13 protein-coding genes are annotated in these 11,246 nt (G+C 66.9%); 7 read left to right on the top strand and 6 right to left on the bottom strand.

Translation table 11 applies throughout. The annotated features are described in order from the left end of the window. Nucleotides 1–12 precede the first annotated feature (12 nt). From ACQY4Y_RS19975 to ACQY4Y_RS19985, 3 genes are all read right to left on the bottom strand, one after another. Nucleotides 13–1,221: a nitrate/nitrite transporter gene (locus ACQY4Y_RS19975; protein WP_428493683.1), complete on the bottom strand. Its 1,209-nt coding sequence runs from the start codon at nt 1,219–1,221 to the stop codon at nt 13–15. Between the two features lie 314 nt (nt 1,222–1,535). Then, a complete protein-coding gene (locus ACQY4Y_RS19980; RefSeq protein WP_428492337.1) occupies nt 1,536–2,621 on the bottom strand; it encodes a CmpA/NrtA family ABC transporter substrate-binding protein in 1,086 nt (361 codons plus the stop codon). Beyond that, on the bottom strand, nt 2,618–3,193 hold the full coding sequence (locus ACQY4Y_RS19985) for an ANTAR domain-containing response regulator (RefSeq protein WP_428492338.1): 576 nt from the start codon (nt 3,191–3,193) through the stop codon (nt 2,618–2,620). The genes ACQY4Y_RS19980 and ACQY4Y_RS19985 overlap by 4 nt, the downstream gene beginning before the upstream one ends. A 282-nt stretch (nt 3,194–3,475) precedes the next feature. On the opposite strand from ACQY4Y_RS19985, the gene fgd reads away from it, so the two are divergent. The 4 genes from fgd to cofC all read left to right on the top strand — a co-directional run bounded on the left by fgd (nt 3,476) and on the right by cofC (nt 6,940). Next, nucleotides 3,476–4,483 (top strand): glucose-6-phosphate dehydrogenase (coenzyme-F420), encoded by a 1,008-nt coding sequence (fgd, locus tag ACQY4Y_RS19990; protein WP_428492339.1) that lies wholly within the window; start codon nt 3,476–3,478, stop codon nt 4,481–4,483. A gap of 1 nt (nt 4,484) precedes the next feature. Further along, nucleotides 4,485–5,246 (top strand): coenzyme F420-0:L-glutamate ligase, encoded by a 762-nt coding sequence (cofE, locus tag ACQY4Y_RS19995; protein WP_428492340.1) that lies wholly within the window; start codon nt 4,485–4,487, stop codon nt 5,244–5,246. Further along, on the top strand, nt 5,243–6,211 hold the full coding sequence (gene cofD / locus ACQY4Y_RS20000; RefSeq protein WP_428492341.1) for a 2-phospho-L-lactate transferase: 969 nt from the start codon (nt 5,243–5,245) through the stop codon (nt 6,209–6,211). Before cofE ends, cofD begins: the two co-directional genes overlap by 4 nt. Before the next feature lie 81 nt (nt 6,212–6,292). Next, a complete protein-coding gene (gene cofC, locus ACQY4Y_RS20005; RefSeq protein WP_428492342.1) occupies nt 6,293–6,940 on the top strand; it encodes a 2-phospho-L-lactate guanylyltransferase in 648 nt (215 codons plus the stop codon). A 14-nt stretch (nt 6,941–6,954) separates the two neighbouring features. Here the strand turns inward: cofC and ACQY4Y_RS20010 are convergent, their stop codons facing one another. Genes ACQY4Y_RS20010 through ACQY4Y_RS20020 form a run of 3 tightly spaced genes read right to left on the bottom strand, consistent with a single transcriptional unit; the run spans nt 6,955 to nt 9,456 of the window. After that, nucleotides 6,955–8,262, bottom strand: a complete 1,308-nt coding sequence (locus tag ACQY4Y_RS20010) for a TadE/TadG family type IV pilus assembly protein (RefSeq protein ID WP_428492343.1) — start codon at nt 8,260–8,262, stop codon at nt 6,955–6,957. Beyond that, on the bottom strand, nt 8,262–8,918 hold the full coding sequence (locus ACQY4Y_RS20015; RefSeq protein WP_428492344.1) for a TadE/TadG family type IV pilus assembly protein: 657 nt from the start codon (nt 8,916–8,918) through the stop codon (nt 8,262–8,264). Before ACQY4Y_RS20015 ends, ACQY4Y_RS20010 begins: the two co-directional genes overlap by 1 nt. A 1-nt stretch (nt 8,919) precedes the next feature. Beyond that, the gene (locus ACQY4Y_RS20020; RefSeq protein WP_428492345.1) at nt 8,920–9,456 is read right to left on the bottom strand and encodes a TadE/TadG family type IV pilus assembly protein; all 537 of its coding nucleotides are present in this window, start codon (nt 9,454–9,456) and stop codon (nt 8,920–8,922) included. Nucleotides 9,457–9,583: 127 nt separating this feature from the next. On the opposite strand from ACQY4Y_RS20020, the gene ACQY4Y_RS20025 reads away from it, so the two are divergent. From ACQY4Y_RS20025 to ACQY4Y_RS20035, 3 genes are all read left to right on the top strand, one after another. Beyond that, complete coding sequence (locus ACQY4Y_RS20025) at nt 9,584–10,270, top strand: transglycosylase SLT domain-containing protein (RefSeq protein WP_428492346.1); 687 nt, start codon at nt 9,584–9,586, stop codon at nt 10,268–10,270. A 215-nt stretch (nt 10,271–10,485) separates the two neighbouring features. Beyond that, complete coding sequence (locus ACQY4Y_RS20030) at nt 10,486–10,680, top strand: Flp family type IVb pilin (protein ID WP_428492347.1); 195 nt, start codon at nt 10,486–10,488, stop codon at nt 10,678–10,680. A 61-nt stretch (nt 10,681–10,741) separates the two neighbouring features. Further along, on the top strand, nt 10,742–11,242 hold the full coding sequence (locus ACQY4Y_RS20035; protein ID WP_428492348.1) for an A24 family peptidase: 501 nt from the start codon (nt 10,742–10,744) through the stop codon (nt 11,240–11,242). Nucleotides 11,243–11,246 lie beyond the last annotated feature (4 nt).

Raw genomic sequence — 11,246 nt, forward strand, 5'->3', positions numbered from 1 at the left:
CGCGACCTCGCCCTAGACCCGCGCCGCGCCGTGCAGGTCGGCCCAGGTGGTGCGCCAGCGGCGGCGCACCCCGGTGATGCTGACCAGCGCGACCGCGGCGAGCAGCGCGAACACCAGGAAGCCGGCGCCGTAGCTGCCGGTAAGCTGCTTCGAGTAGCCCAGGCTGGAGGCGAGGTAGAAGCCGCCGATACCGCCGCTCATGCCGACCAGGCCGGTCATGATGCCGATCTCGCGCCCGAAGCGCTGCGGCACCAGTTGGAACACCGATCCGTTGCCCATGCCGAGGGCCAGCATGCCGACGACGAACACCGGCATCGCCAGATAGATCGTGGGCAGGCCGCCGGCGATGGCGGCGAAGGCACAGGCGGCGACGGCGTAGAGCACCGCGAGGGCGCGCACGCCGCCGAACCGGTCGGCCACCGCGCCGCCCAGCGGGCGGACCATGGAGCCCACGAACACCACGGCGGCGGTGCAGTATCCGGCGATGACCGGCGGCAGGGCGTAGGCGTCGTTGAAGTAGATGGTCAAGGACGACGCCAGGCCGACGAAGCCGCCGAAGGTCACGCTGTAGAAGAACATGAACCACCAGCAATCTGCCTGTTTCAGCAACTGGAAGTAGGCCGCAAGCGGCTTAGGCGGCGGCGCGTTGGGGCTATCCTTGGCGGCGAAGATGAACACGCACAGCGCCACGCTCAGCGGAATGGCCGCCAGGCCGACGACGTTCTGCCAGCCGAACGCGATCGCCATCGCGGGGGCGAACAGTGCTGCCAGCACGGTGCCGGAGTTGCCGGCCCCGGCGATGCCCAGCGCGGTGCCCTGGAACTCGGGCGGATACCAGGAAGACGCCAGTGGCAGCGCCACCGCAAACGAGGCGCCGGCCAGGCCCAGCACGCAGCCCAACAGCAGGGTGGCGGCGAAACTGTCGATGCCGATCACCCAGGCCATGATCAGGCCGGCGATGACGACCACCTGCGCCCCGATGCCGACCCGTCTCGCCTTGAAGCGGTCCACCAGCAGACCGAGGACGGGGCGAAGCAGCGCGCCCGCCAGCACCGGCGTCGCAACCATCAGCCCCTTGTGCGCGGGATCGAGATGCAGCGCCTTGGAGATCGCCACGCCCAGCGGGCCGAGCAGCACCCAGACCATAAAACTGAGGTCAAAATAGAGGAACGCGGCAAACAGGGTCGGCAGGTGGCCGGCCTTGAGGAAACCCTTGTGCATTGGTGTTACTCGCGAGGGCAGGCCGCCGTTGGCGTGCCGGTCGGGCGGATGGAAGCGCCATTGCCAAGGGATTCGGCGCTTCAGGATCGGGGCCGGCCCTTCGTTGGGCAGGCCCGCCAGGGTCTCTAGGTCTGTGCGTGGCAACACCTATGGTGGCCGCGGACGAGGCCGGTCTCGCAAGATGGGTGCCAACTGGGTTTGCGGGTCGACTCTGCCGTCCCCGACGTGGCGCGACGACGCGATAGGCCAAAAATCAGTCAAATGTCGTATAAAATGTGACCAAATTGACTAAAATCGGTCGATTTCTGGATCGTTTATCGGCGACCGCGCATACCGGGTGCAAATGCATCGTCATTGGGCATCGGCAGCATCGCCGTGGTTTCCAGCGCCGGCAGCCCGGCCGCCGAATAGAGGCCCTCGGCCTCGATCGCCGGGCCCAGCAGGTCGGGACGGTAAACCCGAACCGCCAACGCCGCGAGGTCGGTCTGCTCGCCGATCCAGCGCCAGCGGCGCATCTGGGTCAGGAACCACAGCGCATGGGCGCGCGCCGGAAACCAGGCCTCCCTGGCATGGAAACGGATCAACTCGGCCCCGACGCCCCCCGGCAGCGCGGCGCGACAGGCCGCCTCCGGCAGGTTGAGCCCGTCGGGGTCGGCCAGCAAGCCGGCGATCCCGGCCGCGTGCTCGGCACGGTCGCAGTGCAGTTGCGCGCGCAGTACGGCGCGCAGCAGGTGATGCAGCGCGGCGGGATTGGCCTCGGCCCAGCTTTCCGCCACGCACAGGCATTTCTCCGGATGGAACGGCCAGATCGCCGAGGTGCCGAGCAGGACGCGACCCACCCCTTGGGCTTGGGCGACGTCGCCCCAGGGCGCACCGGCACAGAACCCGGTGATCGCCCCGCTGGCCAGCGCCTCCACCACGTTCTCGGGCGGAATGACCACGGTTTCGATGTCGCGATCGGGGTCGGCGCCGGCCGACGCCAGCCAGTAGCGCAGCAGCAGGTTGTGGGTGGAAAACGCGTGCACCGCGGCAAAGCGCGGCCGCGCCGGCTGCGACCGCAGCCATTGCAGCAAATTCAGCCGAGCGCCGCCATTGGTCAGGCTGGCGGCGGCCTCGGTGCTGGCGACGATCGCGTTGCCGCCCTGGCTGAGCGACATCGGCACCACCAGTCTGGCGTTGACCCCGCGCAGTCCGGCGCAGGCGGCAAGCGCCAGCGGCGGCAGCATCACCGCGGCGTCCAGCACGCCGTAGGTCAGCTTGTCGGCGATGTTCGACCACGACGGCTCGATGCTGATGTCGACCTGCAACCCATGCTCGGCGAACAGGCCGTCGGCCTGGGCCACGATCACCGGGGCACTATCGACGAGCCGCAACAGCCCGATGCGGACCGCTTGGGTCATTCCGCGTTCCCCTCCATGCGTTTGACCAGTTCGCCCGCGACATCGACGATGCGCCGGCCGCGCGTCATCGCGGTGCGCCGCAGCCATTTGTAGGCGTCGGGCTCGCTGAGCCGACGTTGCTTTATCAGAATGGCCTTGGCGCGGTCTATCACCGCGCGCTCGTGCAGCCGGGTTTCGGCTTGCCTGAGATCGTCGCGCGCGCGCTGATGACGGCGAAACAGGGCGACGGCGGCGCGCAGGATCGGCTTGACGTCGGGTGGCGGGGTGCCGATCGCATTGTATGACGAAACCCCTGCCAGGATGGCTTCTTCCATGAAGGCGGGATCGTCCTGATCGACGAACAGCACCACCGGGCGCTGATCCAGCGCAGCGACCTGACGGATGCCATCCAGCGCGTCGCGGTCGGGCCGCGCCATGTCCACCAGCACGACGTCGGGCGCCAGCCCGGCGACCGCGTCGGCCAGCGATTCGAGGGGCTTAAGGCGCACCACCGACAGTCCGGGGTCGGCCGCCAGCACGCGCGCAACGGCGCCGGCCCGTTCCGTGTCGTCGTCGGCCAGCAGAACCTTCACGTGTGCGCATCGCCGGCATGCATGACAACCTGACACGCAAAGCCTATGCCGCACCGCAGCATGCCGCGGCACCGCGGCTTTTTGACCGCAGCATGCCGTGGCATCACAGCTTTGACCTACGCATGCCGCGGCGCCGCGGCTTCGGTGCGCCGCAGCGCCTGGCGGGGTGGACGCGAATGCAGACCGGCGCCCTTCGGCGCGGGCAGACCAGTCGCCCACCCGGCGCGGATTGCCGCGACATCGGTCCGGCGGTAGCGTGACGCAACTGAAGGAGGCAGCCTGATGGCCCTGAGGCTCGGTTACAAGGCATCGGCGGAGCAGTTCGCACCCCGCCAACTATTGGATTTCTCGGTCGAGGCGGAGCACGCCGGGTTCGACACGGTATTCGTCAGCGATCACTTCCAGCCCTGGAGGCACACCGACGGCCACGCCCCGTCGGCGCTGGCCTGGCTGGGCGCGCTGGGTGCCAGCACACGGCGCATTGTGATGGGCACCAGCGTGCTGACCCCGACCTTCCGCTATCACCCCTCGGTGGTGGCCCAGGTGTTCGGCACGCTGGGGTCGTTGTTCCCCGGCCGCGTCATCCTGGGCGTCGGGTCGGGCGAGGGGCTGAACGAGGTGCCGTCCACCGGCATGGCCTGGCCCGAGATGAAGGAACGGTTTGCCCGCCTGCGCGAGGCGATCAGCCTGATCCGCAAGCTGTGGGCCGAAGACCACCTGACGTTCGAGGGCGAGTACTACAAGACCCAGGGCGCCACGCTCTACGACAAGCCGGCTGGGCACTTGCCGATCTATGTTGCCGGGGCGGGGCCTCAGGTGGCCAAGTATGCCGGACGGATGGCGGACGGTTTCATCTGCACCAGCGGCAAGAAGTGGGATCTGTATACCGAGACCCTGCTGCCCAACGTGGCCGAGGGGCTGGGGCTGTCGTCTCGGCCGAAGCCCGATTTCGACCGCATGATCGAGATGAAGGTGTCGTTCGACACCGACAGGCAGCGGGCGCTGGAAGATACGCGCATCTGGGCGGCGCTGGCGCTGACGCCGGAGGAGAAGACGACGGTGCACAGCCCGCGGGAGATGGAGCAACTGGCCGATGCGCTGCCGCTCGAACGCGCCGCCAGCCGCTGGATTGTGTCGTCCGACCCGGACGAGCATATCGAGAAGATCAAGCCCTATATCGACATGGGGTTCCGGCATCTGGTGTTTCACGCCCCCGGCAACGATCAGGCTCGGTTCATGAAGATCTACGGCGAACTGGTGCTGCCGAAGCTGCGCCAACGCTTCGGCTGAGGTGACCGCTCGCCTGGAGCTGTTTGCGATCCCCGGCCTGCCGATGGTGCAGGGTGGGGACGATCTGGCCGCGCTGATCCTGGCCGGGCTCGACCGCGCCGGGCAGGTGTTGCGCGATCGCGACGTCGTGGTGGTGGCGCAGAAGATCGTATCGAAATCCGAACGTCGCGTGGTCGATCTGGCGCAGGTGGTGGCATCGCCGCGGGCGGTCGGGCTGGGCGCCGAGGTTGGCAAGGACCCAAGGATCGTCGAGGTCGTGCTGTCGGAGTCGACCAAGGTGGTACGCAGCCGGGCGAACCTGATGATCATGCAGCACCGGCTGGGGTTCGTGATGGCCAATGCCGGTGTCGATCAGTCCAACATCGCCGCAGCGGATGGGCACCAGCGCGCGTTGCTGCTGCCGCTCGACCCCGATGGTTCGGCCGCGGCGATCAGGGCGGCGCTGGCGGCCCGCGCCGATGTCGGGGTGGTGATCAGCGACAGTTTCGGGCGGCCCTGGCGGCGCGGCACCGCCGGCGTCGCGATCGGTTCGGCGGGCATTCCATCGCTGATCGACCTGCGCGGCCAGCCTGACCTGTTCGGCCGTACGCTGGAGGTCAGCATCATCGGTTTCGCCGATGAGATTGCCGCGGCGGCGTCCTTGCTGCAGGGTCAGGCGGCCGAGGCACAGCCGGTGGTGGTGGTCCGCGGCCTGACCTGGCGGGCGCCGAACGTGCCGGTCGCGGACATGGTACGCCCGCCCGAGGAGGATCTGTTCCGGTGATCATCGCCTTGTCCGGCGGGGTAGGGGGCGCCAAGCTGGCGCTTGGCCTGTCGCGTGTCATGCCTGCCGAGGACCTGCTGGTCGTCGTCAACACCGGCGACGATTTCGAGCACCTGGGGCTGTCGATCTCGCCCGATATCGATACGGTTGCCTATACGCTGGCTGGTCTCGCGAACCGCGAGCTGGGCTGGGGCCGGCACGACGAGACCTGGTCGTTCATGGCAACGATGGAGGCGCTGGGCGGGCAGACCTGGTTCCGCCTGGGCGACCGCGACATGGCGCTGCACATCGAGCGGACGCGGCGTTTGAAGGCGGGGGAGACGCTGTCGGCGGTGACCGCCGATCTGTGCCGGCGGATGGGGGTTGGCCCCGCCGTGGTGCCGATGACCGACGATCCGGTGCGCACCCGGCTGCTGACCGATCTCGGGTGGCTGGATTTTCAGGAATACTTCGTGCATCGGCGGTGCGAGCCGGTGGTCAGCCAGTTGCAGTTCCAAGGCGCCGGGGCAGCCAGACCTCACCCGGCGTTCATTGCCGCGCTGGCTGATCCGGCGCTGGAGGCGGTGGTGATCTGTCCGTCCAACCCGTTCATCAGCGTGGAACCGATCCTGGCGATCCCAGGGGTGCGCGACGCGCTGATCGGCTGCAACGCGCCGATCATCGCGGTGTCGCCGATCATCGCCGGGCGGGCGGTGAAGGGTCCGACGGCGAAGATGATGACCGAGCTGGGGCTGGATCCGTCGGCTGGGACGGTGGCGCAGCGTTACGCCGAGCTGCTGGATGGCTATGTGATCGATCACGCCGACATGGCGGAGGTGGTGTCGATCGATGCCAAGGTCACCCTGGCGCGGACGCTGATGACCACGCTGGAGGATCGCGAGGCGCTGGCCCGGATCGTGCTGGACGCGGCGAAGGTGCTGCGGCGGCGCGAACTGCGTGGGCTCCGCCATAGCGGCCTCCGGTGATAGACGGGCGCCGATGACGGATGTGGAGCGATGACGGGCGTGGGGCGATGACGGGCGTGGGGCGATGACGGGCGTGGGGCGATGAGTGGGGTTTGGGCGGCGGTTCCGGTCAAGCCGTTCGCCGGGGCCAAGCAGCGCACGGCGTCGCTGCTGAGCCCGTCGCAGCGGGCGTTGCTGGCGGCGACGATGCTGGAGGATGTGCTGGCGGCGCTGGCCGGCGCTGCGCGGCTGGCCGGTATTCTGGTCGACACGATCGACCCCGAGGCGGCTCGGCTGGCTGCTCGATACGGCGCGCGCGTGGTCAACGAAGGGGCGCTGGACGGTCACACCGGCGCGGTCAACGGCATGGGCCGGGTGCTGCGCGCCGAGGGCAACGCCGCGTTGCTGACCTTGCCGGGGGATATCCCGCGTGTCACCGCGGCCGAGGTTGACGCGGTTGTGGCGTCCCGCGCCGGGGTGCCGGGTTTGACCATCGTGCCGGCGCATGACGAGCTGGGATCGAACGCGGTGCTGTGCGATCCGCCGTTCTCGGTGCCGCTGCGGTTTGGCGACGACAGCTATTTTCCGCATCTGATGGCGGCGCGGGCGCACGGCATCGAACCGGTTATCCTGCGGCTGCCGGGGATCGGGCTGGATATCGATCATCCGGCGGACCTGCGCGCGTTCATGGCCGCGCGGCCGCGCAAGCCGACGCGCACGCTGGCGCTGTTGCAGGCGTTCGGTTTGTAGGGGGTGCGCGGCGATCAGTTGGTCAGGTGGCTGGTTGAGCGCACCACGAGCTGCAGCATGTTCTGCATCTGCGTCTTGATGTCGTTCGCATCACTGGCGGTGAAGAAAAAGTTCGGCGACGAGGCACAGGCTTGCAGATTCGGCACAATCTGCGGCGAGATCGGCTGCACATTGTCCACGTAGAACGAGTTCGTCGGCAGTGGCGTATAGGGTGTGTAGAGCACCAGGATATTCACCCCCAGCGCCTTGATGGCGGCGCAATCGGCCGGGTTGAATGCGCCGATCTGGCGTGCACCGTTGGACGCATACTGATCATAGACGCCGTCGCTGACCACGAACAGGAAGCGCTGCGGTGCCTGATCGCCGCCTTGCGGCTGCGCTTGGTCGAGCGCGGTCAGATCGGTCATGGCAGCGCTGAAATAAGTGTCGGGACAGTTGCTGGAACAGTCGTTGATATCCGGAATGATTGTGCTGACGGATTGGGTTTCTGATGCGATATCGTAACTGAGTGGATTAATCGTGTGCAACACGTTTTTGGCGGCATCGGGCTGGCTGAACGTATACAGACCGAGCCGAAACCCGTTGGCAGCGTCCTGCCCTATCAGCGTGTTAATGAGACCGGTTACCGCCTGCTGCAAGACGGTGATGCGGAGTTGGACGTTGTTGTCTATCGCCAACTGATAATAGTCTTCGTTGGTCGTGCTCCAGTGGCAGGCGAAGGCGCAGCCGGGCTCGACATTGCCTGGCAGTGGGCCTTGTGGGTGGAAATTATTCGTCAGCGCCGTCATCCGCGCGATGTCGTCCGGCGTCGCCGCGACCGTCATCGATGATGACACGTCCATCAGGATCTGAATGTCTACGTACGGGTTCAGCGACAGGCTGGAACTGGAGTTGCCGCCGATCGGCAGTTCGGTGAACCCCAGCACGCGGGCGAAGGTGGTGGCGACCTGTGCGGTATAGCTGACGCTGGCATTGAACAGGCCGCCGTTGCGGGTGAGCGCGACATTCACCGGGCCCAGGGCGACGCCGGGCTGGTAGCCGCGCTGCGACTGGAACCTTGCCTGCGCCGCCGCGATGCCCTTGGGCACCGCGTCGGCATCGCCGGCCTTCCAGGCATTCGACGCCGCGGTGGTTGCCAGCAGCGCTGAGGAGTCGGCGGCCAGGTCGAGCTTGGCCTTGGCGTTGCTGGCCAGGCCGAAATCGATCGCCAGTGCCACCATCCCGGTCAGCGGCACCGCCGTCAGTGCGACCAGCAGCAGCACGTTGCCGCCGCGGCGGATGCGGCCGCCCAGGCCCAACCTACTGCCTACAGGGGCCGCCATCAGCTTGACGGCTCGCAGTTGTTACTGACGCCGGCGCCTCCGGCGGCGACCAGTTCGGTGTCGTTGTTGATCCGCGGTGAGATATAGGCCGATTGCATCATCGGGATGTCCCCGGTCACGAAGCCGAAGAACGCCGGCCGAAAGGTGTAGGAGATGTCGGCCACGAACAGCGATGTCGGGCCGAAATTGCCCGCCGGCAGGGTCTGATACGACGGCGCGTCGGTGTCCGGTGCCTCGGCCAACGCCCCGCATGGGCGCAGTTGCGTTTGGCCGAGGTCATTGGCCACGCTCCATTTTACCTTGGCGGTGTAGCTGCAATTTTCAGTGCAGCCGGACGGTGAGGCGCTGAAATCGACGGCCGAAATGGTGATCGCGAAGGTCTTTAGCGCGGGCGGGTAGGTCCAGCCGGGAAACAGCGCAAATGCTGCCGTGGTGGCCTGCCAGGCCTGTGCGTCGGTCAGCAGGTTCAGCGCAGCCGATTGCACCGACGTGGTGCTGGCGATCTCGGCTACCGACCCGGCGGCGAGCGTCATGCGCCGCGCGGTCAGCAGCGCGTTCGAGATGTCGATGGTGCCAAGGAACAAGGTCAGCAACACCGGCGAGATCAGGGCGAATTCGAGGCCGGCGTTGCCGCCGCGCTTGCGATGTCTGCCCATCCTAGCACCCGCCGGCAGGCGGCACGGCAAAGCCGCCCGGGTTTTCGTTGGCGAAAGACGCATTGCCGATCATGGCGGTCTCGGTCGGGGTCATGCCGAACAAGGCACCGAGCGATGGCGGGATGTAAACGACGTGCATATACATAAGTTGGCCGGGCTGACCGGGGCAGAACACGAAGCCGGTGGTCGCGGTGCTGTCGGGGGCATCCGGCACGCCGGGGTTGGTCAGTTGCTGATAATCCGTCACCGGCCGCAGATCGACGAAAAGGTTGCCGCAGGCCTGGAACTGGCCGAAGCTCGGACAGAACACTTTAGTAATAAAGTCCGCCTGGGTGTCGGCTGCTGGCACCAGGCCGAGCTGCACCTGGCGCGCCGCCGCCTGGGTGGCGTAATCGAGCGCCTGCTGCAGGTAGAAATTCAGTCCGACGCCAAGAACCGCCATAAGAAACAGGGTGAACGGCATGCACACCAAGGCGAACTCAATCGCCGCGACACCACGACGATCGCAACCTAGACGGAACGGATGCGGCCGGTTCATCGGCGAACGATGCGCCGTAATTGGTTAATACCGGATTAACGACTGGGGGTTCGCGAGCGAGGGTTGGACCGCGACGAGCTGTGCTGGCATTTACCTCGGAGTAACGAATCAGCGGCACACTGCGGCGATGTTTCGGGTCATCGTCCTGGCGCTGCTGCTGTGTGCCTCGCTGCCGGCGGTTCCGGGCGTGGCGATGGAGCCGGCGAGCGCCTGCCTGGCCGCCGCCGCCGCCGCGCAGCGCAAATGGGCGCTGCCGCCCGACCTGGTCGGCGCCATCGGCCGGGTGGAGAGCGGGCGCTTCGACCGGTTGACCCACCGCGTATCGCCCTGGCCTTGGACGGTGAACGCCAACGGCGCCGGCAGTTTTTTTGCTACCCAGGCCGAGGCGGTGGCGTTTGTTCAGACGCTGCAGGCGCGGGGTGTGCGGACCATCGATGTCGGCTGCTTCCAGGTCGATCTGTTCTTCCACCCGAACGCATTTGCCAGCCTGCAACAGGCGTTCGACCCGGATAGCAACGCCGACTACGCGGCCCGCTTCCTGACGGCTTTGCACAGCCAGACCGGAGACTGGTCCGCCGCGGTTGCGCGCTATCACTCGGGCATGCCGGTTGAGGGGGAGACCTATCGCCGCAGGGTGATGGCCGCCTGGCGATCCGGGGACATGGCGAGCGGCATGTTCGGCGGCGCGATCGAGTTGAGCAGCCAGGCGCCATTGGCCGCGCGGGTTGCGCAGTCGGATCGTTACGTCGTGCTGATGTCGGCGGAGGCGCGGTCGATCAAGGTATTTCGGCCCTCGGTAGCCACAAAAAATTGATCTTGTAAGCAATTCGTTAACCTTTGCTGCCCATGCTCGGGCCGCCTTGTCGTAGGGCGCTTTTATTTTGACCGTTTCGCATCCCGCGGGATCGGTTTGACTTCATGCCAGGGAGAGGCGGCCGACGATGTCCATCCGAGTGCATCTCTTCCCGAAGCGCGGAGCGGGCGGCTTTCGGCGAAAGGCGCAATCCGCGCTTGAAAAGGATATCTCTCATGTACGCTTATCTGACGACCTGGCTTGCTCTGAAGACCGACCGGCGCGCCGTCACCGCGCTGGAGTATGGCTTGATCGCCGCGCTGATCGCCGGGGTGATCATTACAGCGGTGACCACACTCGGAACCGATATCTCGGCCACCTTCACCAAGATCGGCACGTCGGTCGGCACAGCGAACGGCGGCATCAAGTAGCAACAGCAGGGGCTGTTTCGCAGCGCGGCACAGCCCCTACTATCATGCCGAGGGTCGGCCGATGACGTTGGCTCCAGTTGGTCTCCTGATCCTGATGGCGGCGTTCGGGCTGGCGGTCGCGACGCTGCACGACATCGGCTTCCGCACCATCCCCGATTGGCTGTCGGCTACTCTTGCCGCCGATGGCATAGCGCTACGCCTGCTCGACCATCACCTTCCCGCCGGCGTTGTCTGCGGCGTTGCCGTCTTCATTCTGGCCGCGTTTTGCTGGCGCCGGGGCTGGCTCGGCGGCGGTGACGTCAAGCTGCTTGGTGCCACGGCCATCCTAATACCGCCGACCCTGGTCCCCGGATTCGTCCTTGCGGTCTCCTTGGCCGGCGGCGTTCTCGCGCTGCTGTATCTGCTGCTCGAACGCATCGTCCCGGCGCCGCGGCTGCGCCATTCGGCGTCGTTCCTGCGCCGCGTCCTGATCGTCGAGTGCCGGCGCATCCGCCGCCGCACGTCTCTTCCCTACGCAACGGCGATCAGCGCCGCGGCGCTGCTGATGCTGGCCAAAGGCTGATCTC

Source organism: Rhodopila sp., from assembly GCF_965277165.1.
Lineage (GTDB): Bacteria > Pseudomonadota > Alphaproteobacteria > Acetobacterales > Acetobacteraceae > Rhodopila.

Excerpts from the sequence above, each read along its gene's own strand:
- ACQY4Y_RS19975 (WP_428493683.1), bottom strand. The coding sequence starts at position 1,221 with ATGCACAAGGGTTTCCTCAAGGCCGGCCACCTGCCGACCCTGTTTGCC.
- ACQY4Y_RS19980 (WP_428492337.1), bottom strand. The coding sequence starts at position 2,621 with ATGACCCAAGCGGTCCGCATCGGGCTGTTGCGGCTCGTCGATAGTGCC.
- fgd (WP_428492339.1), top strand. The coding sequence starts at position 3,476 with ATGGCCCTGAGGCTCGGTTACAAGGCATCGGCGGAGCAGTTCGCACCC.
- cofC (WP_428492342.1), top strand. The coding sequence starts at position 6,293 with ATGAGTGGGGTTTGGGCGGCGGTTCCGGTCAAGCCGTTCGCCGGGGCC.
- ACQY4Y_RS20010 (WP_428492343.1), bottom strand. The coding sequence starts at position 8,262 with ATGGCGGCCCCTGTAGGCAGTAGGTTGGGCCTGGGCGGCCGCATCCGC.
- ACQY4Y_RS20015 (WP_428492344.1), bottom strand. The coding sequence starts at position 8,918 with ATGGGCAGACATCGCAAGCGCGGCGGCAACGCCGGCCTCGAATTCGCC.
- ACQY4Y_RS20020 (WP_428492345.1), bottom strand. The coding sequence starts at position 9,456 with ATGAACCGGCCGCATCCGTTCCGTCTAGGTTGCGATCGTCGTGGTGTC.
- ACQY4Y_RS20025 (WP_428492346.1), top strand. The coding sequence starts at position 9,584 with ATGTTTCGGGTCATCGTCCTGGCGCTGCTGCTGTGTGCCTCGCTGCCG.
- ACQY4Y_RS20030 (WP_428492347.1), top strand. The coding sequence starts at position 10,486 with ATGTACGCTTATCTGACGACCTGGCTTGCTCTGAAGACCGACCGGCGC.
- ACQY4Y_RS20035 (WP_428492348.1), top strand. The coding sequence starts at position 10,742 with ATGACGTTGGCTCCAGTTGGTCTCCTGATCCTGATGGCGGCGTTCGGG.